General features: G+C 64.1%; 24 protein-coding genes. 16 read left to right on the top strand and 8 right to left on the bottom strand.

What is annotated here, in order from left to right:
- Window positions 1-42 precede the first annotated feature (42 nt).
- The 6 genes from QQK95_RS23240 (at window position 43) to QQK95_RS23215 (ending at window position 3,852) form a co-directional block, all read left to right on the top strand.
- Window positions 43-648, top strand: coding sequence for a glutathione S-transferase family protein (locus QQK95_RS23240; protein ID WP_284276736.1), 606 nt, complete (start codon window positions 43-45; stop codon window positions 646-648).
- Window positions 645-1,259, top strand: coding sequence for an urease accessory protein UreE (locus tag QQK95_RS23235; protein WP_284276735.1), 615 nt, complete (start codon window positions 645-647; stop codon window positions 1,257-1,259). Before QQK95_RS23240 ends, QQK95_RS23235 begins: the two co-directional genes overlap by 4 nt.
- Window positions 1,252-1,923 carry an urease accessory protein UreF gene (locus QQK95_RS23230; RefSeq protein WP_284276734.1) on the top strand — a complete coding sequence of 224 codons (672 nt, stop codon included), beginning with the start codon at window positions 1,252-1,254 and terminating at the stop codon, window positions 1,921-1,923. Before QQK95_RS23235 ends, QQK95_RS23230 begins: the two co-directional genes overlap by 8 nt.
- Window positions 1,920-2,360, top strand: a complete 441-nt coding sequence (locus tag QQK95_RS23225) for a DUF3995 domain-containing protein (protein WP_284276733.1) — start codon at window positions 1,920-1,922, stop codon at window positions 2,358-2,360. Before QQK95_RS23230 ends, QQK95_RS23225 begins: the two co-directional genes overlap by 4 nt.
- Window positions 2,357-2,998, top strand: a complete 642-nt coding sequence (ureG, locus tag QQK95_RS23220; protein ID WP_284276732.1) for an urease accessory protein UreG — start codon at window positions 2,357-2,359, stop codon at window positions 2,996-2,998. The genes QQK95_RS23225 and ureG overlap by 4 nt, the downstream gene beginning before the upstream one ends.
- 86 nt (window positions 2,999-3,084) lie before the next feature.
- Window positions 3,085-3,852: a class II aldolase and adducin N-terminal domain-containing protein gene (locus QQK95_RS23215; protein WP_284276731.1), complete on the top strand. Its 768-nt coding sequence runs from the start codon at window positions 3,085-3,087 to the stop codon at window positions 3,850-3,852.
- Window positions 3,853-3,862: 10 nt separating this feature from the next.
- Here QQK95_RS23215 and QQK95_RS23210 read toward each other — a convergent pair whose 3' ends face one another.
- A complete protein-coding gene (locus QQK95_RS23210) occupies window positions 3,863-4,495 on the bottom strand; it encodes an HAD family hydrolase (protein ID WP_284276730.1) in 633 nt (210 codons plus the stop codon).
- 243 nt (window positions 4,496-4,738) lie between these two features.
- On the opposite strand from QQK95_RS23210, the gene QQK95_RS23205 reads away from it, so the two are divergent.
- Entirely contained in the window at window positions 4,739-5,698 is a 960-nt protein-coding gene (locus QQK95_RS23205) for a sugar-binding transcriptional regulator (RefSeq protein ID WP_010912814.1), read from the top strand.
- Window positions 5,699-5,753: 55 nt separating this feature from the next.
- Here the strand turns inward: QQK95_RS23205 and QQK95_RS23200 are convergent, their stop codons facing one another.
- Entirely contained in the window at window positions 5,754-5,939 is a 186-nt protein-coding gene (locus tag QQK95_RS23200; RefSeq protein ID WP_284277050.1) for a hypothetical protein, read from the bottom strand.
- Window positions 5,940-6,049: 110 nt separating this feature from the next.
- Between QQK95_RS23200 and gcvA the strand changes: the two genes are divergently transcribed.
- The 9 genes from gcvA to QQK95_RS23155 all read left to right on the top strand — a co-directional run bounded on the left by gcvA (window position 6,050) and on the right by QQK95_RS23155 (window position 16,025).
- The gene (gene gcvA, locus QQK95_RS23195; protein WP_284276729.1) at window positions 6,050-6,955 is read left to right on the top strand and encodes a transcriptional regulator GcvA; all 906 of its coding nucleotides are present in this window, start codon (window positions 6,050-6,052) and stop codon (window positions 6,953-6,955) included.
- 201 nt (window positions 6,956-7,156) lie between these two features.
- Entirely contained in the window at window positions 7,157-8,467 is a 1,311-nt protein-coding gene (locus tag QQK95_RS23190) for an ABC transporter substrate-binding protein (protein ID WP_284276728.1), read from the top strand.
- 123 nt (window positions 8,468-8,590) lie between these two features.
- Window positions 8,591-9,463 carry a carbohydrate ABC transporter permease gene (locus QQK95_RS23185; protein ID WP_027047618.1) on the top strand — a complete coding sequence of 291 codons (873 nt, stop codon included), beginning with the start codon at window positions 8,591-8,593 and terminating at the stop codon, window positions 9,461-9,463.
- A gap of 11 nt (window positions 9,464-9,474) precedes the next feature.
- The gene (locus QQK95_RS23180) at window positions 9,475-10,299 is read left to right on the top strand and encodes a carbohydrate ABC transporter permease (RefSeq protein ID WP_019862521.1); all 825 of its coding nucleotides are present in this window, start codon (window positions 9,475-9,477) and stop codon (window positions 10,297-10,299) included.
- Between the two features lie 58 nt (window positions 10,300-10,357).
- Window positions 10,358-11,362: an ABC transporter ATP-binding protein gene (locus QQK95_RS23175; protein WP_284276726.1), complete on the top strand. Its 1,005-nt coding sequence runs from the start codon at window positions 10,358-10,360 to the stop codon at window positions 11,360-11,362.
- Entirely contained in the window at window positions 11,359-12,129 is a 771-nt protein-coding gene (locus QQK95_RS23170; protein WP_284276725.1) for an L-iditol 2-dehydrogenase, read from the top strand. Before QQK95_RS23175 ends, QQK95_RS23170 begins: the two co-directional genes overlap by 4 nt.
- A gap of 135 nt (window positions 12,130-12,264) precedes the next feature.
- A complete protein-coding gene (locus QQK95_RS23165; protein WP_284276724.1) occupies window positions 12,265-13,743 on the top strand; it encodes a mannitol dehydrogenase family protein in 1,479 nt (492 codons plus the stop codon).
- Between the two features lie 15 nt (window positions 13,744-13,758).
- Window positions 13,759-14,442: an HAD-IA family hydrolase gene (locus QQK95_RS23160; RefSeq protein ID WP_284276723.1), complete on the top strand. Its 684-nt coding sequence runs from the start codon at window positions 13,759-13,761 to the stop codon at window positions 14,440-14,442.
- Window positions 14,439-16,025, top strand: coding sequence for an FGGY-family carbohydrate kinase (locus QQK95_RS23155; protein ID WP_284276722.1), 1,587 nt, complete (start codon window positions 14,439-14,441; stop codon window positions 16,023-16,025). Before QQK95_RS23160 ends, QQK95_RS23155 begins: the two co-directional genes overlap by 4 nt.
- A 7-nt stretch (window positions 16,026-16,032) precedes the next feature.
- On the opposite strand, the gene QQK95_RS23150 is transcribed toward QQK95_RS23155, so the two are convergent.
- The 6 genes from QQK95_RS23150 to QQK95_RS23125 all read right to left on the bottom strand — a co-directional run bounded on the left by QQK95_RS23150 (window position 16,033) and on the right by QQK95_RS23125 (window position 22,420).
- Complete coding sequence (locus QQK95_RS23150; RefSeq protein WP_284276721.1) at window positions 16,033-17,118, bottom strand: ABC transporter ATP-binding protein; 1,086 nt, start codon at window positions 17,116-17,118, stop codon at window positions 16,033-16,035.
- 2 nt (window positions 17,119-17,120) lie between these two features.
- Complete coding sequence (locus QQK95_RS23145) at window positions 17,121-18,167, bottom strand: NAD(P)-dependent alcohol dehydrogenase (protein ID WP_284276720.1); 1,047 nt, start codon at window positions 18,165-18,167, stop codon at window positions 17,121-17,123.
- 15 nt (window positions 18,168-18,182) lie between these two features.
- Window positions 18,183-18,995 (bottom strand): carbohydrate ABC transporter permease, encoded by an 813-nt coding sequence (locus QQK95_RS23140; protein ID WP_284276719.1) that lies wholly within the window; start codon window positions 18,993-18,995, stop codon window positions 18,183-18,185.
- The gene (locus QQK95_RS23135) at window positions 18,992-19,858 is read right to left on the bottom strand and encodes a carbohydrate ABC transporter permease (RefSeq protein ID WP_284276718.1); all 867 of its coding nucleotides are present in this window, start codon (window positions 19,856-19,858) and stop codon (window positions 18,992-18,994) included. Before QQK95_RS23135 ends, QQK95_RS23140 begins: the two co-directional genes overlap by 4 nt.
- Window positions 19,859-19,988: 130 nt before the next feature.
- Window positions 19,989-21,263, bottom strand: coding sequence for an ABC transporter substrate-binding protein (locus tag QQK95_RS23130; protein ID WP_409371707.1), 1,275 nt, complete (start codon window positions 21,261-21,263; stop codon window positions 19,989-19,991).
- 239 nt (window positions 21,264-21,502) lie between these two features.
- The gene (locus QQK95_RS23125; protein WP_284276715.1) at window positions 21,503-22,420 is read right to left on the bottom strand and encodes an AraC family transcriptional regulator; all 918 of its coding nucleotides are present in this window, start codon (window positions 22,418-22,420) and stop codon (window positions 21,503-21,505) included.
- Window positions 22,421-22,471 lie beyond the last annotated feature (51 nt).

Genomic DNA, 22,471 nt, shown 5'->3' with positions numbered 1-22,471 from the left:
ATAGCGGATGGTCTAGAGTCCAGGAAAAGGTAGGGTTCAACCATGTACAAGGCCGTCGGATCACGGGGATCCCGCGTCAGCCGCGTTCTCTGGATGCTCGAGGAACTCGGGCAGCCCTATGAATTCGTCGAGGTGAAGCTGCGCTCGCCGGAAGCCTATGCGCTCAACCCGTCCGGCAAGGTGCCGGTCCTCATCGACGGCGAGCTGACGGTCACGGATTCGGCGGCGATCTGCGTCTACCTGGCCGACAAGCACGCGGACAAGGGGATGGGTGCCAATCCGGGCTTCGCCGGCCGTGCCGAGATGGATTCCTGGATGCATTTTGCCCAGAGCGAATTCGAGGCGCCGCTGTGGAACAAATTGCGCCACCGCTTTCTGCTGCCGAAGGAGGTTCGCGTCGATGTCGGCCCGGCGGCGGCCTACGATTTCGCCTCGGAAGCCAAGGCGCTGGACCGCCGGCTCGGCGACAAGCCGTTTGCGCTTGGCGACCGGTTTTCCGCTGTCGACGTGCTGCTCGGCGACATGGGCGGCTGGGCCCGCGCCGGAAAATTCCCGATCGAGTCCGACCGCGTCAACGCCTATTTCGACAGGGTGCTTTCGCGCCCTGCCCGCGCGCGGGCGCAGGCCAACGGAGGCTCCTTGAAATGAAACTCAACCTCAACACCGACTTCACCAAATTCCCGCGTGCCGTCTCGGTGCTGGCCGCCGGCGAGGCAGGCGCGGCGTCCCCTTTCGCCAAGGCTGTGCTTGCGCATGACGAACGGCATCTGCGTCGCCGGGCCATCGAACTGTCCGATGGCAGCAAGGTGCTGGTCGACCTGCCCGAACCCGTTGCCCTGAACGATGGCGACCGGCTGGTGCTGGAGGACGGCCGCCATGTCGAGATCATCGCGGCACCGGAAGAGGTCTACGACATCCGCGCCCGCGACGGCGTGCATCTGACCGAGCTTGCCTGGCATATCGGCAACCGTCATCTCGCCGCGGGCATCGAGGCGGAGCGCATCGTCATCCTGCGCGACCACGTCATCAAGGCGATGCTGGAAGGGCTTGGCGCCACGGTGCGCGAGGTCTCCGAGCCGTTCAGGCCGGTGCGCGGCGCCTATTCCGGCCATGGTGGTGGGCATGGTCATGACCATGGCCACGATCACAGCCATGCCGAGGCGCATGCACATAGCCACGGTGAGGCACACTCCCACTCGCATAGCGAATCGCATTCCCATTCGCACAGCCATACCGGCCACCACCACGATCATGACTGACCAGCCTTCGAACATCGCCCTGCTGCGGCTGATGGCATGGCTGTCGCCGGCCTTTCCGGTCGGCGGCTTTGCCTATAGCCACGGCCTGGAGCGCGCGGTGCATGACGGGCTGGTGGCCGATGCCGGGAGTCTGGCCAGCTGGCTGGAGACGCTGATCGAGATGGGCTCGGGCTGGAACGATGCCGTGCTGTTTTCCGAGAGCTGGCGCCGCGCCCGCAACGCCGGCGATCTCGATGAAGTGGCCGCATTGGCCGAGGCGCTCGCCGGCTCGCGGGAACGCCATGCCGAGACCGTGCTGCAAGGCGCGGCCTTTCTCAAAGCGGCCGCCGCTTGGCCCAATCCGGTGCTGGAGCGCCTGCCTGCCGAATGCGCTTATTGCGTCACGGTCGGCGCCATTGCCGGCGGCAATGGCATCGCGCTGCAGGATGCGCTGTCCGCCTTCCTGCAAGCCTTCTTCTCCAACCTCGTCCAGGCCGCGATCAGGCTCGGTGTCGTCGGCCAGAGCGAGGCCACCACGCTCCTGGCCGGCTTCGAGCCGTTGGCACTCTCGACCGCCGACCGCGCGTCCCGTTCGACATTGGATGATCTCGGCGGCTGCGCCTTCGTCTCCGATATCATGGCGATGCAGCACGAAACCCAGTATTCGCGGCTGTTCCGTTCATGATCGCCCTCGCCTTTGTCCTCTCCTTCGTCCTGCTCTTGATCACGGCGCTGCATGTCTATTGGGGCATTGGCGGCATCTGGCCGGGCAGGGATGCGGCGTCCTGCGCCCGCGCGGTCGTCGGCTTTCGCGGCGTCGATGAAATGCCGACGCCCTTCGCCAGTTTCGCCGTCGCGGCCTGTCTTGGCCTGGCAACGCTCTGGCCGCCGGCGCTCATCGGCTTCTTTGCCTCGCCCTTCCCCAGGGAAGGCCTTGCCGCCACCTCGCTGCTCATCGGGCTGGTGTTCCTGGGACGCGGCATTGCCGGCTTCACGCCGTGGTGGCGGCGGCTGGCGCCCGAACAGCCTTTCGCGCGGCTCGATGTGCGTTACTATTCGCCGCTGTGCCTGTTGATCGGGCTCGGCTTCGCAATCCTTACCATCATGGAGTTCCCGACATGACCCAAGCCAACGGTCCTCTTCGCATCGGTATTGGCGGTCCGGTCGGCTCCGGCAAGACGACGCTCACCGAAAAGCTGTGCAAGGCGCTGCGCGACGAGTTCTCCATCGCCGTCGTCACCAACGACATCTACACAAGGGAAGACGCCATGATGCTGGCCCGGCTGCAGGCGCTGCCGGAAGACCGCATCGTCGGCGTCGAGACCGGCGGCTGCCCGCACACCGCCATTCGCGAGGACGCATCGATCAATCTGCAGGCGATTGCCGAACTCAACCGGAAATTCCCCGATCTCGACATCATCTTCATCGAATCCGGCGGCGACAATCTTGCCGCAACCTTCTCGCCGGATCTCGCGGATCTGACGCTCTACGTCATCTCGGTCTGCCAGGGCGAGGAAATCCCGCGCAAGGGCGGACCGGCGATCACCCGCTCCGATTTCCTGATCATCAACAAGAGCGATCTGGCGCCCTATGTGAACGTCAACCTCGACGTCATGGAGAGCGACGCCGCCCGCATGCGCGGCAAGCGGCCGTTCGGCTTCACCGATCTGTCGCGCGGCAAGGGGCTGCGGGAGGTCATCGATTTCATCGTCGAGCATGGCGGGCTGAGGGTTGGCGCCGCCACAAGCACGGCGGCCTGACAGGCATCCGTTCCCTCTGCACCAACCAAAACCCGTTGCCGGCAGCCGTCGGTCGCGGCATTCTCGCCAAAACCGGAGGATTTTCGATGAGCATCGCCCGCCTGCAAAAGGAAACGCTGACCAACCTGCCCTTCTACGAGGAGCGCGTCGATCTCGCCTGTGCCTTTCGCTGGACGGCGCGGCTCAACATGCACGAGGCGGTGGCCAACCATTTCTCGCTGGCGGTCAATGAGGACGGCACGCAGTTCCTGATGAACCCCAACCAGGTGCATTTCTCGCGCATCAAGGCGAGCGACCTGTTGATGATCGACGCCAACGATCCCAACACGCTCTCCGGCCCCAGTGCGCCGGACCCGACGGCCTGGGGCCTGCACGGCGCCATCCACCGCAATGTGCCGCACGCGCGCTGCGTCATGCATGTCCATTCGATCCATGCCACGGTGCTGGCCTCGCTGGCCGACTCGACATTGCCGCCGATCGACCAGAATTCGGCGATGTTCTTCAACCGCCATGTCGTCGACGCGCACTATGGCGGGCTGGCCTTCGAGGAAGAGGGCGAGCGCTGCTCGCAGCTTCTCACCGATCCCAAGGTCAAGGTCATGGTGATGGGCAATCACGGCGTGCTGGTGATCGGCGACACGGTGGCGGATGCCTTCAACCGCATGTTCTATTTCGAGCGCGCCGCCGAGACCTACATCAAGGCGCTGTGGACCGGCCGGCCGCTGCGCACGCTGTCCGATGCGATCGCCGAGAAGACGGCGAGCGAAATGGACGACTATCCCGGCCAGGCCGAGCGCCATCTCGCCGAGTTGAAGGCGATCCTCGACGAGCAAGAGCCGGTCTACCGGAACTAGTCTAAAAGCCTCACAGTCCGACTTCCCTACGCAATTCCTCGGCGCTGTTGATGACGATGGCGCCGGGCGGTCCTTCCATCGGCTTTTCCGGCCAGAAGATCGTCTTCATGCCCGCCGCCAGTCCCGCCATGGCGCCTGGCCAGCTGTCGTCGACCGCGACCGCGTGCACGGGATCGACTTCGGCCAGGTAGGCGGCGCGCAGGAAAGGTTCGGCGTGCGGCTTGCCATCACGCACATCGTTGCGGCTGATCGTTTTCATGCCTGGATAAAAGAGGCCGACCATGCGCAGATTGGCGTCGACGATCATCCGGTCCGAATTCGAGACCACCGCTTGCTGCACGCCAAGCGCGCGCAATTCATTGAAGACTTCTATGGCGCCAGGACGCGGTTTCAGCCCCTCCACCAGCGGCAGGTAGTGCTCGTATTTGCGCATGATCCAGTCGTCGAAGGGAAGATCGAGGCCGAACTCGTCGCGCATCATTTCGTAGACCGGCCAAGCGGCGACGCCGAGCACCCGCTCATGAAGGTCGGCGGGCGGCTTGAGGCCTGCATTGCGCATTGCCGCCACAAGGGCTGCCTCGTGCAGCGGCTCGCTGTCGACCAGCGTGCCGTCCATGTCCCAGAAAACCGCCTTCGGTGTCATGCAGCGCTCCTTTTGCGATCCCCTTAAAGGGTTTGCGCCGGGAGATAAACCGTCGCGATCACAGAAGGTGAGCGCCGCCGGAACCGAAGCCGCCCGGCTTTCCACGTCGCGCTAGTGTCAGCGGGAAAATCCCGGCCATGCGCGACCAAACAATTGCCCTTGAGATTGACAATTGCGCAGGAAGCCGTTCCCTGCGAAACTGGGACGGACCGCTCCTGTGAGCAGCGGTTTGGGAGGCAGGACGTGAATACCCGGCAGGATGGCGGCAGCAACAGGCTGGACGACGCGGCGCGCGCCGGCTGGCTCTATTATGTCGCCGGCAACACACAGGACCAGATCGCCGCCACGCTCGGCATCTCGCGGCAGACGGCGCAGCGGCTGGTATCGCTGGCGGTGTCGGAAGGCCTGATCAAGGTCCGCGTCGATCATCCGATCGCCAACTGCCTCGACCTCGCCGCACGGCTGAAATCGCGCTTCGCGCTCGACCTGGTCGAGGTGGTGCCGAGCGACCCGAATTCATCCTCCACCACCATCGGCATCGCCGAGGCGGCGGCCGCCGAGATCGAGCGGCGGCTGCGCTCGCCGACGCCGATCGTCATGGGCATCGGCACAGGGCGCACGCTGAAGGCGGCGATCGAGCAATTGCCGCCCATGGAATGCCCGCAGCACAAGGTGGTGTCCTTGACCGGCAACATCTCGCCGGATGGTTCGGCCGCCTTCTACAACGTCATCTTCACCATGGCCGACCGGGTCAAGGCGCGCTCCTTCCCGATGCCGCTGCCGGTCATCGCCTCCTCGCCGCAGGAGCGCGAGATGCTGCTCAACCAGCCGATGATCCAGCCGACGCTGGCGCTTGCGGCGGAAGCCGACGTCACCTTCATCGGTATCGGCGACCTCGGTCCCAAAGCGCCGCTCTACGAGGACGGTTTCATTTCCGAAAGCGAGTTGAAGGCCCTGCAGAAGGCTGGCGGCATCGCCGAGATCGTCGGCTGGGTGTTCGACAGGGAAGGCCGCATGATCGAGGGCATCACCAACGACCGGGTGTCGTCGGCATCGCTGCCGTCGCGGGAGAAATCGCTGGTCATTGCGCTCGCCATGGGCGAGCGCAAGCTGCCGGGGATCCTGGCGGCCGTGAACCGCCGGCTGGTCAACGGGCTCATCACTGACGAGCGGACGGCGACCGCCCTGCTGGCCAGCATCTGACCGGGAAACGCTGCCGTCCGGCTGCAACGACTGCCCAGCGATAAATCCAACAAGTCTATTTATGGCGGCCGAAAGGGTCGTTGCCATCGAGGAAACCGAGGTCGCGCTGCAGATGCGGCGACAGGTCTCTGATGTCGAGATGCGCCTTTCTTCTGATCGCGAACCAGCCGAATCCGTCCGCAAGCCACGAAATCCAGCGGTGGTCGGGAGCCGGAGTGCATTTTTGCTGCGCCATGGTCATGATCGTCAACCTTCGCTATCCTTCACCCGAATGACGGGTTGACAGTGAATGTCGGTCTTGCCGGCCGGCTTTGCCAATCGAACATCAATAAGGACCCATAAGGAGCCTTTATGCCGGATCTGAGCTCACCGCAGGTTTCGCAACTGCCGCCGCTGCAGGCGATCCGGGTGTTCGAAGCGGTGGCACGGCATCTTTCCTTCACCAAGGCCGCCGTGGAACTCGCCATGACACAGGCCGCCGTCAGCTATCAGATCAAGGTGCTGGAAGAGCGCGTCGGTGCGCCGCTGTTCCTGCGCCGGCCGCGGCAGATCGAGCTGACCGAAGCCGGCCAAAGGCTGGCGCCGGCGGTCAGCGAGGCGTTTGCCATTCTCAGCCAGGCCTATGCCGCCGCGCGCGGTGGCGCGGACGGGCTGCTGTGCGTCACCACGGTGCTGACCTTTGCCTCGAACTGGCTGGCGCATCATCTGGGCTCGTTCCAGATGGCTCATCCGGCGCTTGCCGTGCGGCTCGAAACATCGAGCCGGCTAACGGATTTCGCCCGCGAGGATGTCGATCTCGCCATCCGCTCGGGCAGCGGCAAATGGCCCGGGCTGGAAGCGCACAAGCTGCTCGACGCCGATTTCACGCCGATGCTGAGCCCGAAGCTCGCGGCCAGCATCGGCGGCGTCAAGGAGCCGGCCGACCTGTTGCGGCTGCCGATCCTCGATCCGGGCGATGTCTGGTGGACGCAATGGTTCGAGACGGCCGGCGTGGATGCGCACGACCTTGCCAAGCGGCCCGGCAGCAGCATGGGCGCGCAGGCCTACGAGGCCAATGCGGCTATCGCGGGCCATGGCGTGGCGATCCTGACCCGGGCGCTGTTCAAGGCGGAACTCGCCGACGGCCGCCTGATCCAGCCTTTCGACCTGGTCGGCGATGACGGCCACGCCTACTGGCTGGTCTATCCCGAAGCACGCCGCAACGTGCCGAAGATCCGCGCCTTCCGCGACTGGCTGCTGGCCGAGATCGCCTGCTGACAGGCGCTTTTCTCCCGATCCAATCCTCGGCCTTTCCTGTCCCGCCGCCTGATATCGGGCGCGGCACGCCTCTCGTCGTCCATCCGTCGGCAGGTCCGGTGCTGCGCTGCAGCATCGAATCCGGCTTGACATAATTCACGGCAAGTGAGTAATTGCTCACAGCCAAGGCAAATGCTCATCTTGGTTCATGGGAGGAATTTGATGAAACTGCGCACGCTCACCCTGGGCTTGTTGTCGGCCAGCGCTCTCGCTTTTGCCGCACATGCCGAATCCATCACCATCGCCACGGTCAACAATGGCGATATGGTCCGCATGCAGAAGCTGACCGAGGACTTCACCAAGGCCAACCCCGACATCCAGCTCAACTGGGTCACTCTTGAAGAGAACGTGCTGCGCGAGCGCGTCACCACCGACATCGCCACCAAGGGCGGACAGTATGACGTGATGACCATCGGCACCTACGAGGTTCCGATCTGGGCCAAGCAGAGCTGGCTGTTGCCGCTCGACAAGCTTGGTGACGACTATGACGCCAAGGACATCATCCCGGCCATTGCCGGCGGTCTTTCGGTGGACGGCAAGCTCTATGCAGCGCCTTTCTACGGCGAAAGCTCCTTCGTCATGTACCGCAAGGACCTGATGGAAAAAGCCGGGCTGAAGATGCCCGACGCGCCGACCTGGGACTTCATCAAGCAGGCCGCCGACAAGATGACCGACCGCGCCAATGGCGTGAACGGCGTATGCCTGCGCGGCAAGGCCGGCTGGGGCGAGAACATGGCCTTCCTGACCGCCATGTCGAACTCCTTCGGCGCCCGCTGGTTCGACGAGAACTGGAAGCCGCAGTTCGACCAGCCCGAATGGAAGAAGACCTTGCAGTTCTATGTCGACCTGATGAAGGCCGACGGCCCCGAAGGCGCGTCCTCGAACGGCTTCAACGAAAACCTGGCGCTGTTCCAGCAGGGTAAATGCGGCATGTGGATCGACGCCACGGTCGCGGCATCCTTCGTCTCCGATCCCAAGGCATCGCAGGTCGCCGACAAGGTCGGCTATGCGCTGGCTCCCGACAATGGCCTCGGCAAGCGCGGCAACTGGCTGTGGGCGTGGTCACTGGCCATTCCTGCCGGCACCAAGAAGGCTGACGCCGCCGAGAAGTTCGTGTCATGGGCGACCAGCAAGCACTATGCCGAGCTCGTCGCTTCGAAGGAAGGCTGGGCCAACGTTCCTCCGGGCACGCGCTCCTCGCTCTACGCCAATGCCGAGTACCAGAAGGCGGCTCCGTTCGCCAAGATGACGCTGGACTCCATCAACGCCGCCGACCCAACGCATCCGACCGTCAAGCCGGTGCCCTATGTCGGCGTCCAGTTCGTCGCCATCCCTGAATTCCAGGGGCTTGGCACCACGGTCGGCCAGCTCTTCTCGGCGGCCCTTGCCGGCCAGTCGAGCGTCGACGATGCGCTGAAGCAGGCCCAGGACGCCGCCACCGCGGCGATGACCGAAGGCGGGTATATCAAGTAAGGCTCCTCCCGGCGCCGAATGCCGGTTGCCTCCTCGACCGGCAACGGCCGCCCGAGTTCCCAGCTCGGGCGGCCGCCTTCAACGCCTCTGAAAATTCAGTCTGACCATTGAAGGGTGACCGTCATGGCTACTCAGCAGACCCGTTCGCTTGCCCGTTTCATGATGGCACCATCCGTCGTGCTGCTGTTCGTCTGGATGATCGTGCCGCTGGTCATCACCATCTGGTTCTCCTTCCAGCAGTACAATCCGCTCAACCCGATCCGCGACGGGTTCGTCGGCTTCTCCAACTACGCGCTGTTCTATTCCAACCCGGCCTTCCTGCAGTCGATCCTCAACACCTTGATCCTGGTGATCAGCGTGCTCTTGATCACGGTGATCGGCGGCATCCTGCTGGCGCTGTTGATCGACCAGCCGATGTGGGGACAAGGCATCGTGCGCATCCTCGTCATCTCACCGTTCTTCGTCATGCCGCCGGTGGCCGCGCTGGTCTGGAAGAACATGATCATGCACCCGCAATATGGGGTGTTCGCCGACATAGCGCGCTTCTTCGGGGCGCAACCGATCGACTGGTTCGGGCAGCACCCGATGACGGCGATCATCATCATCGTCGCCTGGCAGTGGCTGCCTTTCGCGACGCTGATCCTGTTGACCGCGCTGCAGTCGCTCGACGGCGAGCAGAAGGAAGCCGCCGAAATGGACGGCGCCGGCTTCATCAGCCGCTTCATCTATTTGACGCTGCCGCACATGTCGCGCGCCATCACCGTCGTCATCCTGATCCAGACGATCTTCCTGCTCTCGGTCTATGCCGAGATCCTCGTCACCACCAATGGCGGCCCCGGCTACGCCTCCACCAACCTGCCCTTCCTCGTCTACCAGAAGGCGCTGCTGGAGTTCAAAATCGGCCAGGCATCCGCGGGCGGTGTGATTGCCGTCATTCTCGCCAACATCGTCGCCTTCTTCGCCATGCGCGCGGTCGGCAAGAACCTCGACAAATAAGGGAGGACAAGATGGCCCGTGCAGTCACCACCCAGCACAAGACGATCGCGACGGTAGCCGCCTGGATCGTCGCCCTGCTGATCTTCTTCCCGATCCTCTACACGATCATCACCTCGTTCAAGTCGGAACAGGAGGCGATCCAGGGCTTCGCCCTGATCCCTTCTGGAACGTTCGAGAGCTATACCGAGGTTCAGGCGCAGAGCGGTTATTTCAAGTTCTTCTTCAATTCGGTGTTGCTCTCGGTCGGCTCGACCGTCCTGGCCCTGCTGGTCGCCATACCGGCGGCATGGTCGATGGCGTTCTCGCCGACCAAGCGGACCAAGGACATCCTGATGTGGATGCTGTCCACCAAGATGATGCCCGCGGTCGCGGTGCTGTTCCCGATCTACCTGATCTTCCGCGACACCGGCCTGCTCGACAGCCGCATCGGCCTGATGGTCATGCTGATGTTGATCAACCTGCCGATCGTGGTGTGGATGCTCTACACCTATTTCCGCGAAATCCCCGGCGAGATCCTGGAAGCAGCCCGCATGGACGGCGCCTCGCTGTGGAACGAGATCATCTACGTGCTGACGCCGATGGCGGTGCCGGGCATCGCCTCGACCATGCTGTTGAACATCATCCTGGCCTGGAACGAGGCGTTCTGGACGATCCGCCTGACCACCACGGAAGCGGCGCCGCTGACTGCCTTCATCAGCTCCTTCTCCAGCCCGCAAGGCCTGTTCTGGGCCAAGCTTTCGGCGGCCTCGACGCTAGCGATCGCGCCGATCCTGATCATGGGCTGGTTCAGCCAGAAGCAGCTGGTGCGCGGCCTGACCTTTGGCGCCGTGAAGTAAGCCGTGGCGTAACGTGACGCTCAAGAACGTCGGACAATAACCCCTCGGGGAGGAAACCATGGGAAACATCACGCTCAAGAACGTCTCCAAATCGTTCGGGTCGACGGTCATCATTCCGGGCATCGACCTGGTAATCGAGAATGGCGAGTTCGTCGTCTTCGTCGGCCCGTCCGGTTGCGGCAAGTCCACGCTGCTGCGGCTGATCGCCGGGCTGGAGGACACCAGCGGCGGCACCATCAACATCGACGGCCGCGACGTTACCGGCGAGGCGCCGGCAAAGCGCAAGCTTGCCATGGTGTTCCAGTCCTACGCGCTCTACCCGCATATGACGGTGGCCAAGAACATCGCCTTCCCGCTGAAGATGGCGGGCGAGGACCAGGCGACCATCGACAGGAAGGTGAAGGACGCGGCGCGCGTCTTGAACCTCACCAATTACCTCGAACGGCGGCCCGGCCAGCTCTCCGGCGGCCAGCGCCAGCGCGTCGCCATTGGTCGCGCCATCGTGCGCCAGCCCTCGGCCTTCCTGTTCGACGAGCCGCTGTCCAACCTCGATGCCGCCCTGCGCGGCACGATGCGGCTGGAGATCAGCGAACTGCACCATCAGCTCAAGACGACGATGATCTACGTCACCCATGACCAGGTGGAAGCCATGACCATGGCCGACAAGATCGTCGTGCTGAACGCCGGCAATATCGAACAGGTCGGCTCGCCGATGGAGCTCTACAAGACGCCGCGCAACCTGTTCGTCGCCGGCTTCATCGGCTCGCCGAAGATGAACCTGGTCGAAGGCGCGCCGGCGGCCAAATATAGCGCCAAGACCATCGGCATCCGCCCCGAGCATATGCAGATTTCGACCACGGCGGGCGAATGGAAGGCCACTGTCGGCGTTGCCGAGCATCTGGGCTCCGACACTTTCCTGCATGTCCAGGCCGACGGCGTCGGTCCGCTGACGGTGCGTGCAGACGGCGAACTGGCCGTGCATCACGGCGATACCATCTATCTCACGCCCGACAAGGCCAAGCTGCACCGCTTCGGCCCCGACGGCAAGGCGATGGCGACGTGAGGCTGAAAGGCAAATCGGCGCTGATCACCGGATCGGCGCGTGGCATCGGCAAGGCCTTCGCCGAAGCCTATGCGCGCGAAGGCGCTATCGTTGCCATTGCCGACATCAATCTCGAGGCCGCGCAAAAGACGGCGGCTGAGATCGGCGACAAGGCCTATGCGGTCAAACTCGATGTCACGGATCAGGCCTCTATCGACGCCGCGGTGAAGGCGGTGGAGACGAAGGCTGGCGGCCTCGACATATTGATCAACAACGCCGCTCTGTTCGACCTGGCGCCGATCGTAGAGATCTCGCGGGCGAGCTACGAGAAACTGTTCTCCGTCAATGTCGCCGGCACGCTGTTCATGCTGCAGGCGGCTGCCCGCTCGATGATCGCGCGGGGCAAGGGCGGCAGGATCATCAACATGGCAAGCCAGGCCGGACGGCGCGGCGAGCCACTGGTCGGCGTCTACTGCGCCACCAAGGCCGCCGTCATTTCGCTGACGCAGTCGGCCGGGCTCGACCTGATCAAGCACCGCATCAACGTCAACGGCATCGCGCCCGGGGTCGTGGACAGCGACATGTGGGACCAGGTCGATGCCCTGTTCGCCAAATACGAGAACCGGCCGAAGGGCGAGAAGAAGCGGCTTGTCGGCGAAGGGGTGCCTTATGGCCGCATGGGCAAGCCGGAGGACCTCGCCGGCATGGCCGTCTTCCTGGCCAGTGATGAGGCCGAATACATCGTCGCCCAGACCTACAATGTCGATGGCGGCCAGTGGATGAGTTGAGGGGGGGCGGCCTCTGCTTCTCGTCCCTCCGCGAGAAGCAGAGGTCAATATCCGAGGCCGCATTGGCCTCACCCTCTCCCGAGAGGACGGGGAGAGGCGGAGCAACGAGGCCGAAGCCGGCCAAAGGGTAAACAGATGACCGTGAAACTCTCGTCTTCAAACCTCTCCAGCCTGCCCGGCAATGTCGCCGGTCCGAAATACGACCGCTCGAAGCTCAAGGCCGGCATCGTGCATTTCGGCGTCGGCAATTTCCATCGCTCGCACCAGGCGGTCTATCTCGACGATCTGTTCAATTCAGGTGTCGGCCATGACTGGGCGCTGGTCGGCGCCGGCGTCTTCGAGGGTGAGAAGATCGGCCGCGGCAAGCTCGAGGAGCAGGACTGGCTGACCACGGTGGTCGAGCAGGATGAAGGCCATATGAGCGCACGCGTCACCGGCGCGATGATCGACTTCCTGATGCCCGGCGACGCGGCCGGCATCATCGAACGGCTGGCCGATCCGGCGATCAAGATCGTTTCGCTGACCATCACCGAAGGCGGCTATTTCATCGACCCGGCGTCTGGCAAGTTCAACCCGGCCCATCCCGACATCGTCGCCGACGCCCAACCGGGCGCAACGCCGAAAACCGTGTTCGGCATCATCCTGGCAGGACTGCTGCGCCGGCGCGACGAGGGCATCGTACCGTTCACCGTGATGTCCTGCGACAACATCCCCCACAATGGCCATGTCACCTCGGACGGCGTCATCGGCCTGGCGCGGCTGATCGACGAGGATCTCGCCAACTGGGTGAGCGGCAACGTCGCTTTTCCAAACGGCATGGTGGACCGCATCACGCCTGCCACCACGGACCGTGAGCGCGGCATCCTGGCCAAGGATTTCGGCGTCGAGGACGCCTGGCCGGTGTTCTGCGAACCGTTCCGGCAATGGGTGCTGGAAGACCGCTTCACCGACGGCCGGCCGCCGCTGGAAAAGGCCGGCGTGCAGTTCGTCAGGGATGTCGCGCCCTACGAATTGATGAAGATCCGCATCCTCAATGGCGGCCATGCCACGATCGCCTATCCGGCCGGGCTGATGGACATCCATTTCGTCCATGAGGCGATGCAGGAGCCGCTGGTGCGCGGCTTTCTCGACAAGCTCGAGCATGACGAGATCATCCCGACCGTGCCGCCGGTGCCGGACACGGTGCTGGAGGACTATTACCAGCTCATCGAGAAGCGCTTCTCCAACCCCAAGATCGGCGACACCATCCGCCGGCTCTGCCTCGACGGTTCCAACCGCCAGCCGAAATTCATCATCCCAACCATCGCCGACCGCCTGAAGGCCGGGAAGAGCGTCGCCGGACTGGCGCTGGAATCGGCGCTTTGGTGCCGCTACTGCTTCGGCACATCAGACAGCGGCGCCGTCATCGAACCCAACGACCCGAGCTGGGACCGGCTGCAGGCGACGGCAAAGGCGGCAAAGGACGCGCCCGCCGCCTGGCTCGCCATGGAGGACATCTATGGCGATGTCGGCCGCGCCACGGCGTTTGTCGAGGCCTTCGGCCACGCGCTCAACGTGCTGTGGGCCAATGGCGCCCGCGCCACGCTGACGCGCTACATCGCCGGCAAGTTCTGAGAGCCATCAACCATCATGACGCCTGAACTGGTCATCTTCGACTGCGATGGCGTTCTGGTCGACAGCGAGGCGCTCTCCGTCTCGGCGCTGCTCGGCATGATCGAACTTGCCGGCGGCACTGTCAGTGAGGATGCTGCCTACGAGCATTTCCTCGGCAAGAGCATGAAAAGCGTGCGTGAGATCCTTGCCCGCGACTTCAGCCTGGAGATCAGCGATCAGCATCTGACCGCCATGCGCGTCGACCTCATGCGAAAATTCCGTGAGGAGCTCAAGCCGATCCCTGGGGTCAAGGAGGTGCTGCCGAAGCTTGGCCTGCCGTTCTGCGTCGCCTCTTCGGGCACGCTGGAGCGCATCCGCTATGCGCTCGACGTCACCGGCCTGCTCGGGCTGATGGAGCCGCATCTGTTCAGCGCCGCCATGGTCGCCAAGGGAAAGCCCGCACCCGACCTTTTCCTGCACGCCGCCGCCAGCATGCGGGCGCATCCGCGCAAATGCCTCGTCATCGAGGACAGTCCGGCCGGCGTCGCGGCGGCGCGCGCGGCCGGCATGCGCGTCCTTGCCTTCACCGGCGGCGCGCATGCCGGCAACCCCGCACTGAAAGCGCGGCTTGCGTCGAGTGAACCGGACTTTATATTCGCTGACATGCTGCAATTGCCCGATCTGATTGCAGGCCTGGGAGCGAGAGTTAGAGCATCTTGACGAAACAGTTTGTTTGCGCGGTCGATGTCGGCACCGGGAGCGCTCGCGCGGGCATTCTCGACGCCAGTGGTACCTTGCTTGGCCGTGCCGACCGGCCGATCGCCATGAACCAGCCAAAGCCCGATCACGCCGAGCATGATTCGCGCGATATCTGGTCGGCGGTCTGCGCCGCCGTGCGGGCCGCCCGCGAAAAAGCCGGCGTCGCGGCGCAGGACATCGTCGGCATCTCGTTTGACGCGACCTGTTCCCTGGTGGTGCGCGACCGTCAAGGCGATCAGCTCAGCGTTTCGACCACAGGTGAGAAGCGCTGGGACACCATCGTCTGGCTCGACCACCGCGCCATTGCCGAGGCCGACGAATGCACGGCAAGCAGCCACGAGGTGCTCAACTATATTGGCGGCGTCATGTCGCCGGAGATGGCGACGCCGAAGCTGATGTGGCTGAAGCGCAACCTGCCTGATACGTGGAATGAAGCCGGCTATCTATTCGACCTGGCCGATTTCCTGACCTGGCAGGCGAGCGGTTCGCTGGCCCGCTCGCAATGCACGCTGACGGCGAAATGGACTTATCTGGCGCATGAAGACACCGCCTGGCAGCGCGATTTCTTCGAGATCGTCGGCCTCGACGATCTCTTCGAGCACGGCAATCTGCCGGAGCGGGCCAGTCCGGTCGGCGCCGACATCGGCCCGCTGACGGCGCAAGCTGCTGCGGAACTCGGTCTGACGGAGAAATGCCGGGTCGGTGCCGGTGTCATCGATGCCTATGCCGGCGCGCTTGGCGTGCTCGGCGGCTTTGCCGGCGACGAGCAGGATATCGGCCGGCATCTGGCGCTGATCGCCGGCACATCGAGCTGCGTCATGGCGATGTCGCCCGATCCGCAGCCTTTCGCCGGTGTCTGGGGCCCCTATTACGGCGCGGCGCTGCCGAAGCTGTGGCTGTCGGAAGGCGGCCAGTCGGCCACCGGCGCGTTGCTCGACCACATCATCCGCTGGCATGGCGCCGGCGGCGAGCCGGACGCCGCCATGCATGCCAAAATCGCCAGGCGTGTCGCGGAACTGCGCGCCATGGAAGGCGAGAACCTCGCCGCGCGCCTGCATGTGCTTCCGGATTTTCACGGCAACCGCTCGCCGCTCGCCGATCCGCACGCCGTAGGCGTCGTCAGCGGGCTGACGCTGGATTCCTCCTTCGACAGCCTGTGCAAGCTCTATTGGCGCACCGCCGTCGGCATCGCGCTGGGCGTGCGCCATGTGCTCGAGGCGCTGAACGAGAACGGCTATCTGATCGACACGCTGCACGTCACCGGCGGCCACACCAAGAACCCGCTGCTGATGGAGCTTTATGCCGACGCCACGGGCTGCACGGTGGTCGAGCCGCTGGCCGACGAGGCGGTGCTGCTCGGCACCGGCATGGTCGCCGCCACCGCCGCCGGACTTTTCCCCGACCTCAACGCCGCCTGTCTTGCCATGCAGCAGGGCGGCAAGAGGCGGGCCGCCAACCCGGCAGCCGGCGCCCGCTTCGATCGCGACTACCGGATCTTCCTGGAGATGCACCGCCAGCGCCAGGCGCTCGACGCCATCCGGTAGGCTTTGCCTACTGCTTGCGCAGCGACGCGCCTGACGTTGCGTCGAACAGATGGATGGCCTCTTCCTCGAATGTGTAGCGGACAGGGGCATTCAGCGCCGGGCACTCGCGTGCCGGAACCAGCGCGCTGATCTCCTTGCCGCCGGAGCCGAATGTCACCAGCGCATCATTGCCGTGGAATTCGATCAGGTCGGCCGTGCCTTGCAATGTGCCAGGGGCGCCGGCATTGGCCGTCTTCAGGTCCGGCGGCCGGATGCCCAGCACGGCGCGGTCGCCATGCCGCAGATGGAAAGCCCGGCCCTCGATCGAAAGCACCGTTCCGGCGCCGGTCAGCGTCCAGCCATTGTCTGAGCGGCCGACCGTCACCTCGACAAAATTCATGTTCGGCGTGCCGATGAAGCCGGCCACGAACATGTTGGCGGGGCGCAGGTAGATTTCCGCCGGTGCGCCGATCTGCTCGATGACACCCTCTTTCAGCAGCACGATGCGGTCGGCGAGCGTCATCGCCTCCAGTTGGTCATGGGTGACGTAGACGGTGGTGGTCTTCAGCGACTGGTGCAGGCGTGCGATCTCGACACGCATATGGTTGCGCAGCTTGGCATCGAGATTGGAAAGCGGCTCGTCGAACAGGAACACTTTCGGCGTCTTGATCATTGCACGTGCAATGGCAACGCGCTGCTGCTGGCCGCCGGAAAGCTCGGCCGGCTTGCGGCCGAGATAGGGATCCAGCCCGAGCGTCCTCGATACCGCCTCGACCCGCTTGCGGATCTCTGCCAAAGGCACCTTCTGGCGCCGCAGCCCGAAGGCGATGTTGTCGAAGATCGTCATGTGCGGATAGAGCGCGTAGTTCTGGAACACCATGGCGATGCCGCGGTCGCCCGGATCGAGATCGTTGACCACCTTGCCGCCGATCGAGACCTCGCCGCCGCTGATATCCTCCAGCCCCGCCAGCATGCGCAGCAAGGTCGACTTGCCGCAGCCGGACGGGCCGAGAAACACGACGAATTCATGTTCCTCGATGGAGAGGTTGAGGTCGCGGATGACCGTGGTGGCGCCATAGGCCTTGTCGACATGGGAGCAAACGATCGCGGACATGATCATCCCTTCTCGCCGGTGAGCAGGATCTGCAGCTTGACGTCTTCCGGTTTGCCTTGGGCAGCCCGCTCGAATGCCTCGATGCTGTCGGAGAAATCATAGGTGCCTGTGATCAGCGGCTTGAGGTCGACCTTGCCGGAGGCGATGAGCTGCAAGGCGCGGTCGAAGATGTTGGCATAGCGGAACACCGTCTCGATGCGCACCTCCTTGGAGATCGCCGCCGGCACGTTGAGGACCACCGGCTCCACCGGCAGCCCGACAAGCACCACAGCGCCGCCCGGCCGCACGACATCGAACAGATCGGCAAAGGCCTTCGGGCTGCCGCTTGCCTCGAAGACGATGTCGGCCCCCCAATTGTCGGTTGCCGCTGCGACCGCATCGGCCAGCGACCGCTCGCCGATATTGACCGGCACGATGCCTGCATACTGCGCGGCGATCTTCAGCTTGGGCGCGGAAAAATCGGAGATCAGCACCTTTGAACAGCCGCCGGCAAGGGCGGCAAGCGCGATCATGATGCCGATCGGGCCGCAGCCGATGACGACGGCGACATCGCCGGGGACGATCCGGGCACGGCTTGCCGCCTGCATGCCGATGGCGAAGGGCTCGACCATCGCGCCCTCGGCGAAGGAGACGTTGTCCGGCAGTTTGTAGGTGAAGGCGGCGGGGTGCACCGCATAGGGCGCCAGCACGCCATGCACCGGCGGCGTCGCCCAGAAGCTGACGTCGGGGTCGACATTGTAGATGCCGAGCTTGGTCGCGCGCGACGACAGGTTCGGCACGCCCGGCTCCATGCAGACGCGGTCACCGACCTTGAACGTCTCGACATTGGCGCCGGTCTCGACGACGGTTCCCGCGGCCTCGTGGCCGAGCACCATCGGCGCGCGCACGACATAGCTGCCGATGGCGCCATGTGTGTAATAGTGCACGTCGCTGCCGCAGACGCCGACCGTGTGGATGGCTATCTTGACATCGTCCGGCCCGACATCGAGCGGCAGCGCGATCTCGCGCAGCGACAGTTCGCCTTTTTTCTCAAGCACCAGTGCCCGCATCGGGAAATCCTCACATCAAGTCTTTTTTTGCCGGAAAACGGAATTCAGGAAGCCGCTGAGCACGCCGAGGAACAGCAGCGGCGGCAGCGACAGGAGCACGACCGAGGCGTTGAGAATGCCCCATGGCACGTTCATGCCTTGCTGGGAGAGTTCGGACGCGACGATCGGCAAGGTCTTGGCGTTGGAGCTGGACAGCATCAGCGCGATCAGGAACTCGTTCCAGACCAGGACGAAGCTGAAGGCGACCGCCCCTGCCAAGGAGCGGGCGGCCACGGGCAGCGCGATGCGCCAGAACACCGAATAGGCGCCGTAGCCATCGACGAAGGCCGCTTCCTCGATCTCCTTCGGCACGCTCTGGAAGGCAGGGATGGCGAGCCACATGATCACCGAGATGGTGAGCAGCGAGTAGGTGACGATCAGCGCCGGCAAAGTATCGTAGAGGCCGATCTGCAGCCAGATCACCATCAGCGGGATGGCGACCGCCACCGGCGGCAGGAAGCGCAGCGACAGGACGAAGAACTGGATGTCGCCGGCCCAGCGGTTGGGATAGCGCGCCACCGCGTAAGCCGCGGGCAAGCCGAGCACGACGCCGATCAGCACGGCCGAGCCGCAGGCGACAATCGAGTTGTAGAGCCCGGTGAGCACGCTGTCGCGGCCGAGGATGTAGCCGATGTTGGCCCATGTCGGCGTGAACACCAGCCGCGGCACGCGGGTGATGATGTCGACATTGTTCTTCAGTGCATTGAGCGCCGTCCACAGCAGCGGGAACACGGCCAGGAATCCAGCCAGCGCCAATATGGCCTTGCCGATCAGTCTGCCGGGCTTCATGCCTGCACCCGCTTCCACAGCATGGTGAAGGTGATGACGGTGGCGATCATCATCAGCACGGCCATGGCCGAGGCGTAGGAGACTTTGCCGGACTCGATGAAGCCTTGCGAGAAGGCGTACATGTCGAGCGTCTCGGTGGCCACGCCCGGCCCTCCACGGGTCATGACATAGATCAGGTCGAAGGAGCGCAGCGATTCGATCATCTTGACGAACATCAGGCTGATCAACGGCGCCTTCAGCATCGGCAAGGTGACATAGGCGTGGATCTGCCAGCGCTTGGCATGGTCGAGCCGCGCCGCCTCGATCGGCTGCGGCGGCAGGGTTTCCAGCAGCTTCAGCACGATGACGGCGAAGAACAGCCCCCATTGCCAGACATCGACCGAAGCGACGGCGAACAAGGCCGTCCCCGGCTTCGACAACGGGTCGAAGATCAGCCCGCCGGTCAGTAGCCTATAGGGATAGGTGGCGATGCCGTAGAGCGGATGGTAGGCGAACTTCCAGACGAAGGCCGCCGAGACGCGCGGCAACAGCACCGGGATGATGAACAGCAGGCAGTAGACATTGCGCAGGCGTGGGCTGGCGACCTCGAACATCAGCACGCCGTGGCCGATCGCCACCACCATGGTCGCGACAACGGTGACGATCTCCCATTTCACCGACACCCAGACCGCATTGAGGAAGCGGCGGTCGAGGAACAGGTCGACGAAGTTCGACAGCCAGACCCAGGAATAATCGGGCGTGCTCAACTCGCGATTCTGCAAGGCGATGACAATGGCGTAGAGCGTCGGCACCATCGACAGAACCAGAAGGATGGCGATGGTCGGAACGACGAAGGTGACAGGGAGCGACGTGCGTCGGGCCATGGGCATCTATCCTCGCTTGCGTCTCGATCGTGTCGGCATGATTTCCTCGTTGGGCAAAGTCCCAGCGGCGCGCAGGTCCCGGCATTGCGGACAATGCCGCGGACCGCGCGCCACGGGCGGGAGGATGGCTCTATTTCTTTTTCGCCAGCTCGTTGGCATAGGCCTCGAGCTCGTTGAGGCCGCCCTTGACGTCGGTGCGGGTGCCGGTCACCAGTTCCTCCAGGATGATGCCCCAGCGGTCGCCGAGATCGGGCCAGCGCGGATCCTGCCAGAAGTTGACCGCCGTGACCTTGCCGGTCTCTGCCAGTGCCTGGCCGAGATCGGCGCCGTAGATGTCGGCGAACTCCTTGCTGGACAGGATGCTGGTGCGGTTCAGTTCGCCAAACTGGTGGGCGTCGAGCCGGCGCTTCTCGTTTTCCTTCGACGTCGCCCAGGCGATGAACAGGCCGGCGCATTTCTTCGAGGCGTCGTCGGCATTGGCTTTCGCCGCGATGGCAAGGCCATGGCCGTAGCCGCCGCCGGGCAGCGGCGAGGGCGGCGGCAGGAAGCCGATCTTGCCGACCACCTGCGAGGTCTTCGGGTCGACCGCCATGCCCGACAGCGGCGTCGATTCGACGAGGATGGCGACCTGGCCCGACAGGAAGGCGCCGGTCGATTCATCCCAGCTGCCGGTCTGCGTGCCGGGCGCCGAATCCTTGAACAGCTTCAGATAGGTCTCGGTCGCCTTGACGGCGGCGTCCGAATTGAAGACCGGCTTGTCGCCGTCGAACCACTGGCCGCCATAGGCCTTGAAGAAAGGCATCCAGCGCCAGACGTTGGCGCCCGAGCCGCGTGCGCCGCGCAGCGCGATGCCATACATGCCCTTGTCCGCGTTGGTCAGCTTCGGCACGTCGGCGATCAGCTCGTCCAGCGTCTTGGGCGGCTGGATGCCGGCGGCTTCGAGCACGTCCTTGCGGTAGACCATCAGGTCGCCCCCGCCGGTCAGCGGCGCGAACCAGACCTTGCCGTCAAAGGTGGCGACCTTCTGGCGGCCGGGATCGAAATCGGCATAGTCATAGTCAGCCGGATAATAATCGGTCAGCGGCACGATCCATTTCGACGAGGCGAACAAAGCGACATTGGCTTCGTCGACATAGTAGACGTTGTAATTGCCGACGGTGGACGCATCGGCGCGCGATTTCGCCCGGCGGTCGTTCTCGTTCAGATAGTCGATCTGGAAGCCGGCGCCGGCGAGCTTCTCGAACTCGGCCTTGGAGTCCTCCAGAAGCGTCAGGCCGTCGCGCGGCTGCGCCAGCACCTTGACCGGCGCCGAGCAAACCGGCGCCTGCGCCAGCGCAATGGTTGATACGGTAGCGGAAAGCATGAAAGCTGCGCCCAAGCCCGCAGCGAGCCGAATTGGTTTCATTGATTTTCTCCTCCAGGAACATTCGCAGGAAGCGGTAGTCCTCGGGCTCCGCGATCCTCACCATCGCCCGAACGACATGCCACCCATCGCCAAAATGCGGCGTTCAACCGGGCCAAGCTAGAAGCCTCGTTGCAGCAAACCTGTACTTTTATGCATTGTGCAGCGCAAAACTCGTCGCCCTGTAACGAAGTCCGTCACATGAGTATCGATCGCAGCAGAGCTGTAGATTTAGGACGTGCTTATGCGCGCATCGTCAGGCGCTGGCGCGACAGCTTGCGGTAGGAGGATGGCGTCATCTTGTGCCTGCGCAGGAAGGCGCGGTTGAAGTTGGAGATGTTCATGTAGCCGACCTGGAAACAGATGTCGGTGATCGCGACATCCGTGTCGGCCAGGAGCTTGCAGGCCTGCCAGAGCCGGAGCTTGGCGAGGTGGTCGCTGAAGGAGTTGCCGGTGTTCTTCTGGAAGAAGCGCGAGAATGTGCTCTCGCTCATTCCGGCGCGTTCGGCAACCTCGGGCAGCTTTAGGTCCTCGGCGAAATGCTGGAACAGATAGGTCAGCGTGCGCTGGATGATGTCGAGCGAGGCGGCGTCGAGCACCGGCGAGAAATCCGGTGACGACAAGAGCTCGTATTCGTCGGTCCTGGCCAGGAGGTCGACCAGTTCGAGGAACAGGCAAAGGCGTGCGAGCCCATGCACGGTTCCCATCCGCTCCATCAGTTCGGCGCCTTCCAGCGCGGTGCGCCCATGGAAGACCATGCCGCGCAGCGACCGCTCCAGGAACGGCTCCAGCTCGCGCAGTTCCGGCAGCAGGCCCGCCGAGCCACGCAACCTCTGCGCGTCGAATTGCAGGACGATGTCGCGGCCTTCGATCAGCTCGCCCGGCTGCACCGCCGTCACCCAGTCATGCGGCAGGCCGCCGCCGACGATGGTCAGGTAGCCCGGACCGAATTCGCCGATATGATCGCCGACAAGGACCACGCCGGAGGATTTGCGGAGCAGATGGATTTCGTATTCCGGGTGGAAGTTCCAGACATTGCGTTCCCAGGGATAGTCATCGAGCCGCCACAGGAAACTGTCGCTCGCCTCGGTCACGATGTGCTCGAAAGCGGGCGCTGTGCGCGGAATCGCGGCCGTGTTTTTCCTGCGCCTGAACGGCATTCACTCCTCCCGGCATGGTTCGCCGGCTGTTCCCATTTGTGCAACCCGTAG

The organism is Mesorhizobium huakuii (assembly GCF_030160235.1).
GTDB classification, from domain to species: domain Bacteria; phylum Pseudomonadota; class Alphaproteobacteria; order Rhizobiales; family Rhizobiaceae; genus Mesorhizobium; species Mesorhizobium huakuii.
The sequence above is the reverse complement of the archived record's forward strand: the minus strand, read 5'-3'. Positions and strand labels throughout refer to the sequence as shown.